This is a genomic window from Rhodococcus cercidiphylli (genome assembly GCF_033042225.1).
Classification (GTDB): Bacteria; Actinomycetota; Actinomycetes; order Mycobacteriales; family Mycobacteriaceae; genus Rhodococcoides.
The window spans coordinates 1-16,022 of sequence record NZ_JAWLKE010000006.1; the positions used below are offsets into that span (position 1 = coordinate 1).

Consider the following 16,022-nt stretch of genomic DNA (forward strand, 5'->3'; position numbering starts at 1 on the left):
ATCGTCGATCCTTCCCACCAAGCTGAGCTCGGCGTGTCGAACCAAGGACCGGATCAACCGTTATTCAGACAGTCCCAGTGCGGGCAGCGGCTTGCCGAGTCCATTCGATCTCGGTGAGGTGCTCCTGGGCGGAGTTTGTCCACAGGGCGTGAGTTATCCACAGGGCGATGTGTTTCCCATCGTCGTGTCGGATTCGGGGTGCCTGGATTGTGCATCATCAAGGGCATGAAGCGGGGTGGAGCACGAATCGATGCGAAGGTGATTGCGGCTGCGTCCGATCGCGGTTTCATGAGGACAGCGCATCTCCTCGAGCTCGGGGTGGCGTCGAAGACAATTGTTCGACGCACCCAGCCGGACGGCAGCTGGTCACGGGCACTACCTGGGTTGGTGTTCTTGAAGAATCGCTCGCTGACGCCGATGGAGCGCGCCACCGCGGTGGCAATTTACTGCGGCAAAGATGCTGTCATCAGCGGTCGGGCAGGGTTGGCGTTGCATGGACTGGGCACGTCGGGCTCGTTGGAGGAGACTTTCGCCCTGATTCCCGAGCCGCAACATCGGAAGTCCGTGAGCTTCGCGGTGGTGGAGCGAACGTGGCGAATGCCGACGGCGGAGATGAAGTCGGGACTCCGCGTTGCGCCGATCGTTCGGTGCTTGTGCGATGCGGTTCGGCGAATGAAGAATGCCGAGCAGTGCATGGCGCTGATTGCCAATGTCGTGCAGCGAGGCGCGGCCACCGTGGATGCGATCATGAAGGAGCTCGACGCCGGTAGTACACGAGGAACGGCGATGCCACGACGGGTGTTGCGGGAGTTGGCAGCCGGCGCGCATTCCGTTGCCGAAGCCCAGGCCCAGAAGCTGTACGCGCGCAGTGGACTTCCGCCGATGCAGCACAACGTGGTCGTCCACGACGAGCGGGGAAAGTTCCTGTTGATCGCTGACAATTGGCTCGACGACGTGGCATTGGATTGGGAGATCGATTCGCTGGAGCACCACCTCTCGCCTGCGGCACACAAGGCGACGGTGGCGCGTCGTGAACGAGCGCAGAATGCCGGCCTCATCGTGGTGACACATCTGCCGAGTGATATTCGGGATGATCCGGAACGCGTATTGGCCGACCTTCGGGCGCGCTACGAGCAGGCCAAGGCTCGACCGCGCCCGAACGTCACGGTCCGACCACGAGCGGATCAGACTTATCGCCGGTCGGGCTGATACACCCAGACCATGTGCTCGCCGGTCTCGGACGCAGCGGCGATCGGTTGATCCTCGATCCTGTCCAGAACGAAGCCAAGCCGTCTGGGCACGGCCTGACTTTTGAAATTCGCTGCATCACAATGAATTTCAACTCGGATGATTCCGTCCAGCCTCAAAGCCTCCCGCATGAGCGCCGCGACGGCCTCGCTGATCACCCCACGTCCCTCGGCCCGGGCGTCGAGCCAGTAACCCAATTCGATTCCGTGCGGGCCGATTCGGCGATGCATCCCGATCTTGCCCAGAAACGCGCCGCCTTCGAGGTCGAAGATTCCGTAGTCGAACATCTTCCCGGCATCCCACTGCTCGACGGCGTCGGCGATACGAGCGAGTTGCGCCGACGTTCGTGCAGCTTCGGCCGTCGCCCACCCCATCCAGGGCGAAAGGTGAACGAGATTGCGGCCGATCACGTCGGCAACAGCACAGGCATCGTCGGCTTCCTCGCGACGAATGACGAGGCGATCGGTCACAATCCGTTGGGAAGGCGCGTCGTGCATGGTCAGCAGTGTGTCAACAATGCATCCGACTGGCCATCGAATTTCATTGCACTGTCACCCGCCCGCAGTCCACTCGATGTGCCATTGACGGGCGAAAAGGCCACCGAATGTCACATTGAGTGGTCAAAGGGGGGCAGGGGGCGGGGTCAGGAAGCCGACCAGGATCGCCAGGACAGTCTGTCGATGATGATGACTGGACCCTCGGGTCTGTTGTTTTTGTATTGACTGTATTTCGCGACCAGGGCGTCGGTGGCCGATGTGCCTTCGGCGCTGGAGGTTTCGGCGATATGGGCGCTTCCGTCGGCGCGGATCCACCAGAGTTGGGACCAGTCGTCGGTGTAGTGGTCGACGATGAGGCTGACGGCGGGGTCGGCGCGGATGTTGTCGAGTCGCTGGAGTTTTCGGGTTGTTTTGGGTTTCCAGTCGATGGCGGTGTAGATGCGGTCGCCGGTGGGGGCGACGGCGAAGACGATCGGTACCAGGTGTGGTGTGCCGTCGGGGTTGATGGTGGAGAGTTGGGCTCGGGGTGCGTCGGTGAAGCGTTGGACTTCGTTGTCGATCTTCACGTTCGGTTCCTCGGGTTATGCGGATTCGCTGTGGGTGCTGTGTCGGGTGATGAATTGTTCGAGTGCCGCAACGGACATGGGGCGTCCGAGTAGGTGTCCTTGGCCGAAGGTTACGCCCATGTCGGTGCAGACCTGGAGTTGTTCCGGTGTCTCGATTCCCTCGATGACGGTGTCTTTGCCGAGGGTGGTGGTGACGTCGACGAGGGCTGTGCAGAGTGTGGTCATGGCGCGGCGTCGGTGCAGGTTGTCGCTGTCGAGGTGTTGGGTCAGCGATTTGTCGATCTTGAGGGTGTCGACGGGGAGGGTGGCGAGTCGTTCGAGGGAGGAGAAGCCTGAGCCGAAGTCGTCGATGGCGATGAGGACGCCGTGGCGTTGGACGTCGCGCAGTTGGTAGTGGACGGCGTCGAGGTCGTGCAGTGTCTGTGATTCGGAGAGTTCGAGGGCGAGCCGGCCGGGTTGGATGCCGTACGTGTCGACGATGTCGATGACGTCGGTGGCGAGGCTTCCGGTGGCGAAGTGGGCTGGGCTGATGTTGACACCCACTTGGAGGTGGATGTTGCGGGTCTGCCAGTCGGCGATGGTGTGCGCGACCTCGGCGAGAATCCACATGCTCAGTGGGACGATGAGGTCGGCGTCCTCGGCGAGGGGGATGAAGGTGTCGGGCATCAGTAGACCGAGTTCGGGGTGGTTCCATCGGATGAGTGCTTCGACTCCGACGACCGCTCCTGTCGTGAGTTCGACGATGGGTTGGTAGACCATCGTCAGTTCGCGCTCGACCATGGCGATGCCGCGCAGTCGTTCGATGAGTTCGAGTCGGGTGCGGTTGGTGTGGTGCAGCTCGTCGGTGAAGACGTGGTGTTCGTTGCGTCCGACGGCCTTGGCGGCATGCATTGCTGCGGCGGCGTTGTGAACCAGTTGGGTGGCGCTGATGTCGGTGTCGGTGCTGGAAGCGACTCCGACGCTGGCTGTGAGGGTGAGTTGGCGGTCGCCGAGCTCGAAGGCGGGCTCGAAGATGCTCGCGAAACCGGCGGCCAGGGCGCGCGCGGCTATGGAGTGGGAGCCTCGGGCGATGACGACGAATTCGTCGCCGGTGAGTCGGCCGATGGTGTCGCCGGGGCGGGTGGAGGCAAGGAGGCGATCGGCGATCATGCACAGCAGGTCGTCGCCCTGCGCGGGGCCGAGGGCGTCGTTGAATTCTCGGAATCCGTCGATGTCGACCAGCAGGACACTGAACTGGCGACCCGGGGTGCGTCCTTCGAGCTCGGCGGTGATGAGGGCAAGAATCTCGTCGCGGTTAGGGAGTCCGGTCAACGCGTCGCGCTGGGCGGCTGTCCCGGACACGGCGGCGACATGACGGGGCGGCGCGTCGTGCTCTCGGCTCATTGTTCCCCCTCATGGCCGGATAGCCACGAGCGATACTAGCCCAAGAGTCTGGTTCAACGCTATAAACAGGGAACATCCCCTTTTATGGAGCAATTAGATCATGCTCTCCTTGGTTTGTCGGCCATTTGCGCGTCCTGTCGACAATCGTCTTTCGATGCTCCAGATCGCGTCGTCCACGGTGTCGCTGAGTCCGAGAACCCACCGGGCCGCCGACCGACCCTGATCGAACAGCGACTGCGCGACGGTGGTCAATCCGGCGGCGGCTGCGGCGGGGGAGTCGTCCCATCCGGTGACGGCCAATTGCTCCGGAACGTCGATTCCGGATGCGGCCGCTGCGTCGAGCACTCCGAGGGCAAGTTCGTCGCTCATCACGAGCAATGTGTCGATGGCATTGTCCTGCAACAACAGTCGCGCTCCTCGGTCACCTTCTGCGCGGGCGTTGTCGGTGGTGAACAGTGTCGGAACCGTCGACCAGTCGAGTCCGAGCTGCACACAGGCGTCCCGATAGCCTTCGAGACGGGCTCGGGTCACCGGCATCGAGATGTCCGACGCGTCCGCGCCACACACGATCGTCGATTTGCGTCGGGTATCGGGCCGGAGAGCGACGATGGCAGGGCGAGATCGGCTGTTCAACGCGACGGTGGCAATGGTCTCGGCTGCCGCTCGGTCGTCGATGGTGATCCAGTTCAGGCCGGGATGGTCGGGCCCGCCCTGGATGCACGTCGGCCTGCCGGTGTCGACGAGCACGTCGAGCAGGGGGTCGTCGATCTCGGTGGTCCACACGACGTACCCGTCGACCTGTGCGTCTCGGATGCGTGCGTTGTCGGTGTCGCGGTGCAGGTTCGGCAGCATGACCAGCGCGGTGTCGGCGTCCAGGCATGCTTCGGCGATACCGGACAGAAAGCGTCGAGCCTGGGGATCCTCGAATGCATAGGTGAGCTTCTCGCCGAGGACGACGCCGATGCTGTTGTGCCGGCCACTACGCAGCGACCGCGCGGTGCGGTTGGGGCCGGCGTATCCGAGGGTGGCGGCTGCCTCGTACACCCGATCGCGTGTGGCCGCCGATACCCGGCTCGGTCGGTTGTAGGTGTACGAGACGCTCATGGTGGACACGCCCGCGGACGCTGCGACGTCAGCCATGGTCACCCGAGTGTTCACCGGCCCACTGTAGCGCGCTGTACCGACTGTGTGTAACGATACACAGCATGTCGTCGCCGCTACCGAAACTGCTGGTGCTCGCCGCAGCCGCATTCATCTACGTCACTGCGGAAACACTGCCCGTGGGGTTGCTCCCCGAGATCTCCGGCGACCTCGGTGTCGGCGAATCCGCCGTGGGGCTCCTGCTGACCTTCTACGCGTACGGCGTTGCCGTGATGACGATGCCGCTGATCCGGTTCGTGCGGGAGTGGCCCCGACGGCGTCTCGTCGTCATCACCGTTGCCGCACTGGCACTCTCGCAGCTCCTCTCGGCGGTATCGGTCGGATATCCGATGCTGGTGATCTCCCGAATGCTCTGCGCGGCAACGCATGGCGTCTTCTGGGCTGTCGTCGCGCCGGTTGCGGCCTCGCTTGCGCTACCGGGTAAGCAGGGCAAAGCCATCGCCACGGTGTACGCCGGTACCTCGCTGGCACTGGTTGCCGGCAACCCGCTCACTGCTGCCCTCGGCCAATGGTTCGGATGGCGCACGGCTGCAACGATTCTCGGCGTGGTCGCCGCAGCAATCGCGGTTGCGCTCTACTTCGTCCTCCCGGCACTACCGGTCACCCGGACGGCTTCGGAGACGAAAAAGACACCGCGGGTGCTCGACGGCACCCTGGTCGTTCTGTGTGGAGTGACGTTTCTGGCCGTTCTCGGTCATTTCGCCGCGTACACCTATTTCTCGGTGATCGTCGACCGTGCCATCGGGTCGGCCGGCACCACTCTGACTCTGATGTTGATGTTGTACGGGCTGTTCGGAGTGATCGGAATCTGGGTGATCGGCAGAACCTACGACCGGTGGCCTCGGTACTCGACCATCGCCGCCCTGGGCGCAGTGACCGCTGCGGTTGCAGTTCTCTGGTGCACCGTGATCGGAGCGCCGGGCAGCTTGGCCGTGTTCGCCGTCGGTGCTATCGCCTTGTGGGGACTGGCATTCACCACCCTCCCGGTGTGCATCCAATCGGCAGTGGTCAGAGCGGCGCCGGCCGATGCGGACAAGGCGTCGGCGATCTATGTCGTTGCCTTCCAGTTGGCGATCGCCACGGGAGCCCTGGTGGGCGGTGTGGTGATCGACCTCAGCGGCATCGTGGCCGTCACGGCTGCTGCGACGGTGCTCGTCGCCGCCGCGATGGTCGTAGTCGTGTTGGCACGCAACACCTTTCCGCGCAGTTACGTCCAGGAGCCGGTGGCCGCAGCGACACGCTGACCGTCGAGGTCCCCCGCACGATAGGGTCAGCATGCGACGAACGAGGGAATCCGGTGCAATTCCGGAGCTGGCGCGCAACGGTGACGGGTGAGAGCTCGAAGTCCGAATGCTCGGACGTCGTGATTCACCTCCATCCGCGGCTCCGCGACACGAGCCCTCAGCAGGAAGCTCTTCACGATGCGTACCACTCTCTCCGTCCTAGGCGCTGTCTCGATCCTCGTCCTCGCCGGTTGTTCGTCCACTGCGACAACCGACGCGGCCACCCCGACCACCGGAAACTATCCGCTGACGATCGACAATTGCGGCCGCGACGTCGTCGTCGACGCCCCGCCTCAGCGTGCGGTGTCGTTGAATCAGGGTTCGACGGAAATTCTTCTTTCGCTCGGCCTCGCCGACCGGATGGTCGGCACCGCCACCTGGACCGACCCCGTCCGCGCAAACCTCGAATCCGAGAACGCGAAGGTGCCAAGGTTGGCGGACAACAAACCCTCGCTCGAGGTGGTGCTCGACGCCGAGCCCGACTTCGTGTCCGCGTCGTTCGGCGGGACTCTCGGGCCCGGAGGAGTAGCCGACAGGGACCAGTTCGAGCAGCTCGGTGTGCCGAGCTACCTCTCTCCCACCGACTGCAACGGCAAGACCGACGACAGTGTCAACTCCGACGGCGCGCGTACGGCTCCGCTCGAGATCGAGACCGTCTACCAGGAGATTCGCGACCTCGCAGCCATCTTCGACGTGCGTGATCGCGGCGAACGCTTTGTCGGCGAGCTGCAGGATCGCTTCGCGAAAGCATCAGGAGCCGTCGACGCCTCGGGTGTGACGTTGGCGTACTGGTTCGCCGACACCGATACCCCGTACATGGCCGGATGCTGTGGGTCGTCGGGAATCATCACCGAATCCGTCGGTGCCCAGAACATCTACGCCGACACCACCGACGAATGGCCACAGGTCAATTGGGAGAGTGTCCTCGATCGCGATCCCACCGCGCTCGTGCTCGCCGACCTGAGCCGGCGGAGCATCGCCGGTGATGCTCTCGACAGCAAGATCGCCTTCCTGGAATCGAATTCAGTCACCAGTCGGCTCACCGCCGTCGAGGACAAGCGGTACATCGTCGTCAACGGTGCCGACCTCAACCCGTCGATCCGCACGATCGACGGGATCGAGAAAGTTGCGGCGGCTCTGCAGAACTGGGGATCGACCACCCCATGAGCCGGACAGATCGCGGATTGCTGATCCCGCTTCTGCTCGGTGGCCTCGTGGTGTTGGTGCTCTCGATCGGCGTGGCCGTGACGATCGGCCCCGCCAGCGTGTCGGTATCCGATGTGTATCGAGTGATACTGGGGCACATCGGGATCGGCGCGGCCAAAGTGAGTCGTATCGAGGACGGTATCGTCTGGCAGTTGAGGTTGCCCCGAACATTGCTCGCGGCCATCTGCGGCGCAGGCCTCGCGCTGTGCGGTGCCATCATGCAGTCGCTGTTGCGCAACCCGTTGGCCGACCCGTTCGTGCTGGGTATCTCGTCGGGCGCGTCCACCGGTGCCGTCGTCGTCGCAGTGCTCGGCGTAGGCGGCGGCGCACTGTCGCTGTCCACCGGGGCGTTCGCCGGAGCGCTGTTGTCTTTCATCCTGGTGATGCTGCTCGCCGCAGGTGCGGGCGGCGGCAACGACCGCGTCGTACTCGCGGGAGTGGCCGGTACACAACTGTTCTCGGCTCTGACGTCGTTCATCGTCATATCCTCGGCCGATGCCGAACAAACGAGGGGAGTGCTGTTTTGGCTGCTCGGCTCGCTGAGCGGTGCCGACTGGACAGACGTGGCACTGTGCGGTGCTGTAGCACTGTTTGGAATGGTGGTGTGCCTGTTCAACACCTCCGCACTCGATGCCTTCACTTTCGGGCACGACGCGGCCGCATCTCTGGGCGTTCCCGTGAAGTGGGTGCGAATCCTGTTGCTGGTCATCACCGCACTGATCACGGCGGCCCTTGTCAGTGCCGCTGGAGCCGTCGGATTCGTGGGACTCGTGCTTCCGCATGCCGCCCGTTTCCTCGTGGGAGCGCGCCACCGAAGACTGCTCCCGACGACGGTGGTGATCGGCGCAATCTTCATGGTCTGGGTCGACACGATCGCCCGAACGGTGTTCGCGCCACAGGAGATTCCCGTCGGAGTGGTCACTGCTCTGATCGGCGTTCCGGCCTTCGCGCTCATTCTCTTCCGGCTACGGAGGTCCCGATGACACTGCACGCCAAAGACCTTCGATGGACCCGCGGTGGGCATCCAATTCTCGACGGGATCAGCTTCGCGCCGGAACCCGGCGAGACCATCGGACTGATCGGCCCCAACGGCTCGGGCAAGTCCTCACTGCTGCGCATTCTCGCCGGCATCGTCGCCCCCGACAGCGGTGACGTGCTGCTCGACGGAGACAACCTCCGAACACTGCGTCGACGCCGCATCGCCAGACGCGTGGCAATGGTCGACCAACACTCCGACACCGACGTCGACATCAGCGTCCGCGACGTCGTCCGCTTAGGCCGCATCCCACATCACGGCATCCTCGGCGGCGACGCATCCGACGACGACGCCGCCATCGCACGAGCACTCACCGACACCGCCATGGCATCGAAAGCCACCCGACGATGGCACACCCTCTCCGGCGGCGAACGCCAACGAGTCCAGATCGCCCGCGCACTCGCCCAACAACCCACCGAACTACTGCTCGACGAGCCGACCAATCACCTCGACATCCAACACCAACTCGACATCCTCACCCTCGTCGCAGGCCTACCCCTGAGCAGCTACATCGCCCTCCACGACCTCAACCTCGCCGCGATGTTCTGCAACCGCATCATCGTCCTGAACAACGGCGCCATCGTGGCATCGGGAACCCCGAACGAAGTGATCACCGAACACCTGGTGCGCACGGTATACAACGTGCACGCCAGCGTCACGAATACCGACAACTATCCACAAGTGACCTATCGCCGCCCCACCCCTTCCGCCCCTGGAGTCCACTCGATGTGACATTGACCCCCGAAAAGGCCACTGGATGTCACATTGAGTACCGGCGGAAGTGGTGCACCGAGCCGAATGCCGGGCAAATCTAGAGTTGCCGCAGTTTCTTCTCGAATGCGTCGAGGCGTGTGGTGTCCTCGAAGAAGTCTTCTTGGGAGATGATTTTTCCCCAGCTCGTGCGGACCAGCAGCACTGTGCGGTTGTTGTAGATCTGGGTGCCGTCGGCTGCGTGGGCCTGGTCGTCGAAGCGGGCGAGCAGGGTCATACGCCACGGTGCGCCGCCGCTGTAGATTTCGGTGATCTGGCCTTTGATTCCGGCAGCGACGAAGTCCTGGAAGAATTTTTCGATGGCCGGGCGGCCGCGGTGTGTGCCCGACCAGCGGCTGTCTCCATCGGCGAACTTGAGCACTGCGTCTCGATGAAAGGACGACAGGAGCGGGCGGTAGTTGCCGTTGTTCAGTGCTTCGATGTCTCGCTGCAGCTTGAGTGTCAGCGCCCGCATCAGCAGGAGCTTGAATGCGAAGGCCGTCGAGATGCCGGCCAGAAATCTCAGTTGCATGCCCATACGTTTGCCTACCGTTCACCGGCGTGTCAATCGAGATGGCGGTAGGTTCGTTCGATGATCCACCACGTGCAGGTCGCATGTCCGGCGGGCGGCGAAGACCGCGAGCGGGAGTTCTACTCGGGTGCTCTGGGCTGGCAGGAGATCGCGAAGCCGCCGCTGTTGGCGGTCCGCGGCGGCTGTTGGTTTCGCGTGCCGGGAGTGGGCGGTCCCGATGGCGAAGTCCATGTCGGCATCGAGGACGACTTTCGCCCGGCGCTGAAGGCGCACCCGGCCTTCGTCGTCGATGTCGATGCGACTGCTGCGGCGTTGACATCTGCCGGCTATCCAGTGAATTGGGCCGACCCTGAGGAGATCCCGGGCCGACGACGGTTCCATACCCGCGACGGCGTGGGCAATCGGATCGAATTCGTAGCAGCTCAATAGTTGTCGAGTGTGGTCGCTGCGTCGGGGGAACCGGCCTCGTCCCTTTTCTGATCTACATGTCTCGTGTCACGAAGACAACGCAACTGCCTAGGGAGACAGCGCTGGCGGCAGGCCGCAGCATCGTGGACGATCGATTCCATGCTGAGTTGGGAAGATCGAATGGCCGAATTCTGGCGCAACGCGGACGATACAGACCCCGTTCGTATGCGAATCCAGATCGGTCAATTGCTCGCCGCTGCACCGTGTTCTGATGGCCGTGCACTGTTCGAGCAAGCTTCGCTGCAAGACTTCTTGGGCGAAGAGTCCGCGGCCGTTCCGCTGTACGAGGCATCGTTGTCCCACGGGCTCGATATCGACAGGGAGAACCAGGCTCGGATTCAACTGGCGAGTTCGCTCCGCAACGTGGGTCGACAAGACGACGCCTTGCGAGTGCTGGAGGAGTTCGAGTTCTCAACCGAATACTTCTCTGTGAGAGATGCATTCGTGGCACTCGCACTTTGGGACAAGGGCGACGGTGCACAGGCTCTGCGGAACGCACTGCGTGCCGCAGACCCGGCGCTGGGCAGATACCGTCGAGCGATCGGGGCGTACGCGGCGGAACTGTTCGACGACAGACAACCGTGAGGTCGGACGGAACAACCGCGTCGTCGACGGCGTTCTACGGTGAAGTTCATGCACGCTTGTTTCGACGACCGAAGGGGACTCCATGACCGGAACCACCTACGATCCACATGCGCTTCTCGAACAGAGCAGAATCGGCGTGCTCGCCACCATCAAAGCCAGCGGAATTCCGCAGCTGTCACCGGTGACGCCGTTCTACGATCGGGCAGCCGGCACCATCGCGATCTCGGTCACCGAAGGTCGAGCAAAGACGACGAATCTACGCAGAGACCCTCGCGCCGCGCTCGAAGTGACCAGCGCCGACGGCACAGCATGGGCGACAGCGGAAGGAACCGTCACCCTCACCGGCCCGGGAACGTCAGCCGAGAGCCCCGAAGTCGATGCCCTGGTGGACTACTTCCGCGCCGCCGCCGGCGAGCACCCCGATTGGAACGAATACCGAACTGTCATGGTCGCCGACCGACGAGTACTGGTGACCATCTCGGTGACACACGTCTACGGCCAATCGATCGCCTGACACCTGATCCAGTCCACTCGATGTGACATTGACCCCCGAAAAGGTCACTGAATGTCACATCGAGTGAACACGGTGGGCCGCCACGGGAGGGGAGGAGTGAGAACGGCTATCGACTTCGTTGGACTGGAATCCAGAGTTCTCCCGCTCCCGATGTCCAGTCGGGGGAGGCTTCCTTGACGGTCAGGATTTCCGGTCCCGGGATTGTTTCGTAGGGGTTGGAGGGGAACCATTCGCTGAAGGCGTCGGCCCAGAGTTGTTGGAGTGCGGGGGCGAGTGCGGTGTCGCTGCTCGTCTCGAACACCGCCCAGGTCGATGCGGACACTGCGAGGGTGTCCCAGTCGGATGTTCCAGCCATAGTGCTCGCCGCGGCGAAGTAGTAGTCGAAGAGACTGCCGTCTTCGCGTTCGGGCTCGAAGCCGTCGCTGACGAAGAGGATGTCAGGAAGCTCGGGCAAGTCTGCCAGTTCGAGTAGTTTTTCCCCGGTTCCAGGGGCGAGGCTACGGTGGAATTCGGTCATTGCGGTGTTCTCGCCGCGGAACCGCAGCGGGATTCGGGTGGATTTGCCGACGATGTGAAATGCCGGCAGTTCGGTGATGCGGTATCGCATGGTGCTCCGTCCTTCGATGGTCAGGTGAAATGTCACGGCTTGTCTGGAACGAAGGACTGCTCCGGGTCGGCGGGCCTGAGATGGCGTGATGCCGTGCAGGTCTCGGAAGGCGCGGGTGAATGCGTCTGCCGTGTAGCCGTATTTGGTCGCGACGTCGAGCACCCCTCTGCCGTCGAGAATGTCTGCTGCTGCCAATGTCATGCGGCGTTGCCGGATGTAGTGCGACAGAGGCAATCCAGCCAGTGCCGAGAACACGCGTCTGAAGTGGTATTCGGATGTCAACGTGATGCGAGCGAGCTCCCCCGCATCGATCTCGCGGTCGAGATTGTTCTCGATGTGGTCGAGTGCCGCGTTCCATCGTTCGAGCATGTGCCGGTGACCCTTCTTCGTTCTGTCCCAAACGATAGGAGCACTGCATCACCGGAGTCTCGACTTCCCGTGCCGCGAAAGGTCGGATTCAGATGGTGCGAAGGTGCCGGTGCCGTTGGCGAGAGCGCAGGCGGTCGAGTTCATCGATCGCAGACGCGTCATTCCCTGGGCACCGCTGGGCGGCGGAGTGCTGACCGGCAAGTACACCGCGGCGGACCTCGCGGGGGCTCGCGATCGCGGACACGGTTGTCGGAGTCGCTCGCCGACTCGACGTGACTCCTGCTGAGGTGGCGTTGGCGTGGACGCTTCGGCATCCGTCCGTCGTCAGCTCGTTGATCGGCGCACGGACTCCGGAACAGCTGCAGCAGAACATCTCTGCCCTCGACGTCACCTTCGACGAATACCAACTCGACACTCTGCACGCAGCCAGCGCTGTCGACCTCGGGTTCCCGCACGAGTTCCTGATGCGACCCATGGTGCGCGGCGTCACGACCGGCCGTACCACGGTGAGGCACCGTCCCATCAGGACCTGGTGACCCGAAATCACTGCCTCCGAGGAGACCGGAAGGTCATGGGATCACCGTCGTCGACCAGTGTGAACCCGGCGCGCTCGAGCACCCGACGCGAGGCGCTGTTCGCCCGGCGAACCTGCGCTGCCATCGGGAGACCATCCGTATGATCCTGCGCAAGAGCGATCAGTTCGCCTGCGTAGCCACGACCCCACTGGTCCGGATCCACCCAGTACCCGACCTCGAAGTGGTCGGACCGTCGAATCAGGCTGAGCAGACCGACGGGGTGCCGATCATCGTTCGTGCCGATAAACCATCTCTGTACGTCCGGCGTTCGGGCGTCCTTCGCGCTCAGGGCGCGCGAGAAACGGCTATCGAAATACCCTCTACTCCAGGGCTTTCCGTCCCCGACCCATCGAACGACGTCGGGATTCGATGCCATAGAGAACAGGAAGTCGGCGTCGGATCCCACGGCGGGCCGCAACAGAATCCGCGTCACAACTCTCGGATCTGCGAGGTCAGGTCCCCGCCCGCATCGCCGGTGTTGACAGTGCCTGATCGCTCGAACAGAAGTGCAGAGACTTCTTCCACGGCTTTGGGGCAGTGTTCGACGCCCGCTGGGACCACAAAAACGTCACCGGGACCGAGAACGACGTCGCGGCCGCGAAGCTGGATAATGAGTTCTCCGCTGTGGACGAAGAACATCTCGTCGGTGTCGGGGTGTGTGTGCCAGACGAATTCGCCGAGCAGCTTCACCACCTTGACGTCGTAATCGTTGATGCTGGCCAGTCGGTGAGGCTGCCAGGGCTTCTCGATCGTGTTCAGCGCTTCGGCGACGTTGCGCACCTCGTCGTCCCTGCCCATATTCATGGGTTCTGCCTTTCATCGTCAGCCGATCGACTGTCGCGATGAACTCTACCGTCGATCAGCTCGGATACAGGAACGATGTGAACAGCCCGATAGACTCTGTCGCGCAGTAGATTTGCTTCCCGGTCGGTCAGCGTCCGCATCGACAGCCGGACAGGCGAGTGCAGATGACGGGCAGTACGATGCTCATGACCTGCAGACGGTATCGGCACGAAGAATCGGCCGCCATCGAATTTCGCAAGGAGGCCCGGCCACATGAATCTCGCCGACTACGACGTGTTGAGCTTCGATTGCTACGGAACGCTGATCGATTGGGAAACCGGCATCCTCGAGGTGCTCAGGCCATGGGCACAGGAAGCCGGTTCGCCGTTGTCCGACGACGAGCTGCTTGCGGCCTACGGCATCAACGAATCTCAGGCACAGCGTGATTCACCCGCTGCTCTGTACCCCCGGATCCTTGCCGACGCTTTCGTGCGGACCGGTGACATGCTGGGAATCCCTGTCTCGACCGAGTGGGCGGACAGGCTCGGGGGTTCCGTTCCGGACTGGCCGGCATTCGAGGACTCGGCCGACGCGTTGTCGTCCCTCGGCGAGAGCTACAAGCTCGTCATCCTGTCCAATGTGCATCGCGACGGCTTCGCAGGGAGCAACCGCCGCCTCGGCGTGCAGTTCGACGCCATCGTCACCGCCGAGGACGTCAAGGCCTACAAGCCGGCGGACAATCACTTCGACGCGCTCGACGGAGTTCTCGAGACGCTGGGTGTCCCACGATCACGACTGCTCCACGTCGCGCAGAGTCTGTTCCACGATCACGTGCCTGCCAAGCGCCACGGCATCCCGTCGGTGTGGATCGATCGGCGGCACGATCGCCCCGGATGGGGAGCAACGCCTGAGCCATCCGGGGAACACAGTGTCGACATGAAGTTCCCGAGTATGGCCGCTTTCGCAGCAGCGGCCCGCGAGGCTCGCTCGGATGCGTAAGGTCTCTACCTTCGTCGGCTTCTCACTAGGACTGATCGCGTCGATCGGTATCGTCCTGCGGGACGGCGCGCCGCGTCGAGTCAATTACGCATTCGTCGGCGGTGATTCGCAGTACTCGGAGTTCCTGGGTATGCCTGGGCAGTTGGCCACCCTCGTCGTCGGGTTGCCTGTTCTGGGCGCGGTACTCGGATTGGTTGTCGGCATTGTGATTTCAAGAGTGCGACGGATGCGCTGACCGGAGGCTGTTGTAGGCGAACGGCATTCGTCCCTGACCGGTGTCGTCACCAATGCCAGGCGTCACCTCCGACGTTCTGGATTGTTCGCTGCAGCACTCGAATGGTGGTGACGTACTCGTCCTGTCCGATTCCCTGCATGCGTTCGTCCTGCAGCATCTGTTGAACGTCTGCGGCTCGCCGAAATTGTGCTTCACCTTTCGGGGTGAACGTCAGGCGCAAATTCGATTCGATGATCCAACCCTTGTCACGTGCAGACGCGATGGCCTCGACGATTGCTTCCGGCGTGTCGTTGTGCCCGATCTTCTCGACGGTCTCGGCGCGATCGGCCCCCGTGGGGTGCAGTGAGATCTGGTGCAGGAGCCACCATTCAGGTTGGCTGACACCGACTTCGGCCAGTGCTGCGCGGATCCGATTTCGAATGGCGTCGCCGGCGCGTGCGGTCCAGAATCCGATGGGCTGAAGTTCGGGTGGCTGCATGGGTCTCAGTGTGTTCATGAAAGCGACGATAGAACCTCGACAAAGCTTCAGGTCAAGTACTCGAATGGACCGGACAGGCCATGAGTAGAGTCCCGATCGTGGACAGGCCATCCGGTAAAGCGCTCGTCGCAGTGCTGGCCGCCGTCGGCGCGTCGATAGGCGCTGCGGCAGCGGTCGTCTGGCATGTCGCCGTAGCCGATGCGCAGGAACTCGGCGTGACCCACGCCCGCCCGAGTTGGTTTCCCGTGACGCTCTATCTCGTCGCAGCAGGAGTAGCAATCGGTCTCGTGGCTGCCTCGTTCCTCGTCGATTCGGGTCTGCGCATCGTTCAGGATCGGCAGTACAGCCGCGTACACCTGTTCGTGTTGTTGATCGTCGTGGGTGCGGCTCTGGGAGCGGGCAGTGCACTCGCCTGGACGCACTGGCCACCGCAACCAGCCGAAGCCGCGTGGGATTGGTCGTGGGAGCATCCGTGGAGTATCGAGATCAACTCGCCTCCTGCAGCTGACTTCGGCTGGACAGCGACGGACACCTACATGGCCGAAACGTATGTGACCGACGCAGTGTATGTGCCGTATCTCGGCGACGACCTTGTCACATCGACCTTCACTCCCACCATCGGCAATCCGTGGCTGGTGTTTCCGATCGGTGGAGTAGCGATTGCAGCGTTGGCGGCACTCACGCTGTCACTCAGAGATTTTCGCCTGACCGTGGTGTCGCGTTCGGATCAGGACGCTGTGTAGCGAG

General features: G+C 63.0%; 22 protein-coding genes and 1 riboswitch. Of the genes, 13 read left to right on the forward strand and 9 right to left on the reverse strand.

Going from position 1 to position 16,022, the window contains the following annotated elements; translation table 11 throughout:
* Positions 1–225: 225 nt before the first annotated feature.
* Complete coding sequence (locus tag R3P95_RS15760) at positions 226–1,209, forward strand: hypothetical protein (protein ID WP_149407605.1); 984 nt, start codon at positions 226–228, stop codon at positions 1,207–1,209.
* Here the strand turns inward: R3P95_RS15760 and R3P95_RS15765 are convergent.
* The 4 genes from R3P95_RS15765 to R3P95_RS15780 form a co-directional block, all read right to left on the reverse strand.
* Positions 1,191–1,718: a GNAT family N-acetyltransferase gene (locus R3P95_RS15765; RefSeq protein ID WP_317548786.1), complete on the reverse strand. Its 528-nt coding sequence runs from the start codon at positions 1,716–1,718 to the stop codon at positions 1,191–1,193. The two genes, R3P95_RS15760 and R3P95_RS15765, sit on opposite strands and share 19 nt — an antisense overlap.
* A gap of 173 nt (positions 1,719–1,891) precedes the next feature.
* The gene (locus tag R3P95_RS15770) at positions 1,892–2,311 is read right to left on the reverse strand and encodes a TIGR03668 family PPOX class F420-dependent oxidoreductase (RefSeq protein WP_317548787.1); all 420 of its coding nucleotides are present in this window, start codon (positions 2,309–2,311) and stop codon (positions 1,892–1,894) included.
* A gap of 15 nt (positions 2,312–2,326) precedes the next feature.
* Complete coding sequence (locus R3P95_RS15775) at positions 2,327–3,694, reverse strand: putative bifunctional diguanylate cyclase/phosphodiesterase (RefSeq protein WP_317548788.1); 1,368 nt, start codon at positions 3,692–3,694, stop codon at positions 2,327–2,329.
* Positions 3,695–3,787: 93 nt separating this feature from the next.
* The gene (locus R3P95_RS15780; protein ID WP_317548789.1) at positions 3,788–4,852 is read right to left on the reverse strand and encodes a LacI family DNA-binding transcriptional regulator; all 1,065 of its coding nucleotides are present in this window, start codon (positions 4,850–4,852) and stop codon (positions 3,788–3,790) included.
* A gap of 47 nt (positions 4,853–4,899) precedes the next feature.
* On the opposite strand from R3P95_RS15780, the gene R3P95_RS15785 reads away from it, so the two are divergent.
* The 4 genes from R3P95_RS15785 (at position 4,900) to R3P95_RS15800 (ending at position 9,112) form a co-directional block, all read left to right on the forward strand.
* On the forward strand, positions 4,900–6,099 hold the full coding sequence (locus R3P95_RS15785) for an MFS transporter (RefSeq protein WP_317548790.1): 1,200 nt from the start codon (positions 4,900–4,902) through the stop codon (positions 6,097–6,099).
* A 43-nt stretch (positions 6,100–6,142) separates the two neighbouring features.
* A riboswitch (cobalamin riboswitch) is annotated at positions 6,143–6,257 on the forward strand.
* Positions 6,258–6,276: 19 nt separating this feature from the next.
* Entirely contained in the window at positions 6,277–7,305 is a 1,029-nt protein-coding gene (locus R3P95_RS15790) for an ABC transporter substrate-binding protein (RefSeq protein WP_317548791.1), read from the forward strand.
* The gene (locus tag R3P95_RS15795) at positions 7,302–8,327 is read left to right on the forward strand and encodes a FecCD family ABC transporter permease (protein WP_317548793.1); all 1,026 of its coding nucleotides are present in this window, start codon (positions 7,302–7,304) and stop codon (positions 8,325–8,327) included. The genes R3P95_RS15790 and R3P95_RS15795 overlap by 4 nt, the downstream gene beginning before the upstream one ends.
* Positions 8,324–9,112, forward strand: coding sequence for an ABC transporter ATP-binding protein (locus R3P95_RS15800; RefSeq protein ID WP_149407610.1), 789 nt, complete (start codon positions 8,324–8,326; stop codon positions 9,110–9,112). The genes R3P95_RS15795 and R3P95_RS15800 overlap by 4 nt, the downstream gene beginning before the upstream one ends.
* A 79-nt stretch (positions 9,113–9,191) precedes the next feature.
* Here the strand turns inward: R3P95_RS15800 and R3P95_RS15805 are convergent, their stop codons facing one another.
* Positions 9,192–9,662, reverse strand: coding sequence for a nuclear transport factor 2 family protein (locus R3P95_RS15805; protein WP_143536544.1), 471 nt, complete (start codon positions 9,660–9,662; stop codon positions 9,192–9,194).
* Between the two features lie 60 nt (positions 9,663–9,722).
* Between R3P95_RS15805 and R3P95_RS15810 the strand changes: the two genes are divergently transcribed.
* From R3P95_RS15810 to R3P95_RS15820, 3 genes are all read left to right on the forward strand, one after another.
* Positions 9,723–10,091 carry a VOC family protein gene (locus R3P95_RS15810; RefSeq protein ID WP_149407611.1) on the forward strand — a complete coding sequence of 123 codons (369 nt, stop codon included), beginning with the start codon at positions 9,723–9,725 and terminating at the stop codon, positions 10,089–10,091.
* Positions 10,092–10,295: 204 nt separating this feature from the next.
* Positions 10,296–10,715 (forward strand): tetratricopeptide repeat protein, encoded by a 420-nt coding sequence (locus R3P95_RS15815; RefSeq protein WP_317549069.1) that lies wholly within the window; start codon positions 10,296–10,298, stop codon positions 10,713–10,715.
* Between the two features lie 82 nt (positions 10,716–10,797).
* On the forward strand, positions 10,798–11,229 hold the full coding sequence (locus tag R3P95_RS15820; protein ID WP_149407613.1) for a PPOX class F420-dependent oxidoreductase: 432 nt from the start codon (positions 10,798–10,800) through the stop codon (positions 11,227–11,229).
* Positions 11,230–11,335: 106 nt separating this feature from the next.
* Here the strand turns inward: R3P95_RS15820 and R3P95_RS15825 are convergent, their stop codons facing one another.
* Positions 11,336–12,205 carry an AraC family transcriptional regulator gene (locus R3P95_RS15825; protein ID WP_317548794.1) on the reverse strand — a complete coding sequence of 290 codons (870 nt, stop codon included), beginning with the start codon at positions 12,203–12,205 and terminating at the stop codon, positions 11,336–11,338.
* A 103-nt stretch (positions 12,206–12,308) separates the two neighbouring features.
* On the opposite strand from R3P95_RS15825, the gene R3P95_RS15830 reads away from it, so the two are divergent.
* Entirely contained in the window at positions 12,309–12,491 is a 183-nt protein-coding gene (locus R3P95_RS15830) for a hypothetical protein (protein WP_317548795.1), read from the forward strand.
* Positions 12,478–12,741: an aldo/keto reductase gene (locus R3P95_RS15835; RefSeq protein ID WP_317548796.1), complete on the forward strand. Its 264-nt coding sequence runs from the start codon at positions 12,478–12,480 to the stop codon at positions 12,739–12,741. Before R3P95_RS15830 ends, R3P95_RS15835 begins: the two co-directional genes overlap by 14 nt.
* Positions 12,742–12,748: 7 nt before the next feature.
* Here R3P95_RS15835 and R3P95_RS15840 read toward each other — a convergent pair whose 3' ends face one another.
* Together R3P95_RS15840 and R3P95_RS15845 are read right to left on the reverse strand one after the other, a co-directional pair.
* Positions 12,749–13,213, reverse strand: coding sequence for a GNAT family N-acetyltransferase (locus R3P95_RS15840; protein ID WP_317548797.1), 465 nt, complete (start codon positions 13,211–13,213; stop codon positions 12,749–12,751).
* On the reverse strand, positions 13,210–13,584 hold the full coding sequence (locus R3P95_RS15845; protein ID WP_317548798.1) for a cupin domain-containing protein: 375 nt from the start codon (positions 13,582–13,584) through the stop codon (positions 13,210–13,212). Before R3P95_RS15845 ends, R3P95_RS15840 begins: the two co-directional genes overlap by 4 nt.
* 252 nt (positions 13,585–13,836) lie before the next feature.
* Between R3P95_RS15845 and R3P95_RS15850 the strand changes: the two genes are divergently transcribed.
* Positions 13,837–14,562, forward strand: a complete 726-nt coding sequence (locus R3P95_RS15850; protein WP_317548799.1) for an HAD-IA family hydrolase — start codon at positions 13,837–13,839, stop codon at positions 14,560–14,562.
* The gene (locus R3P95_RS15855; RefSeq protein WP_149407620.1) at positions 14,555–14,797 is read left to right on the forward strand and encodes a hypothetical protein; all 243 of its coding nucleotides are present in this window, start codon (positions 14,555–14,557) and stop codon (positions 14,795–14,797) included. The genes R3P95_RS15850 and R3P95_RS15855 overlap by 8 nt, the downstream gene beginning before the upstream one ends.
* A 46-nt stretch (positions 14,798–14,843) precedes the next feature.
* Here the strand turns inward: R3P95_RS15855 and R3P95_RS15860 are convergent, their stop codons facing one another.
* Positions 14,844–15,293 carry a MarR family winged helix-turn-helix transcriptional regulator gene (locus R3P95_RS15860; RefSeq protein WP_149407621.1) on the reverse strand — a complete coding sequence of 150 codons (450 nt, stop codon included), beginning with the start codon at positions 15,291–15,293 and terminating at the stop codon, positions 14,844–14,846.
* An 80-nt stretch (positions 15,294–15,373) separates the two neighbouring features.
* Here R3P95_RS15860 and R3P95_RS15865 point away from each other — a divergent pair, with 80 nt between their 5' ends.
* Positions 15,374–16,018, forward strand: a complete 645-nt coding sequence (locus R3P95_RS15865) for a hypothetical protein (RefSeq protein WP_149407622.1) — start codon at positions 15,374–15,376, stop codon at positions 16,016–16,018.
* Positions 16,019–16,022: the final 4 nt, after the last annotated feature.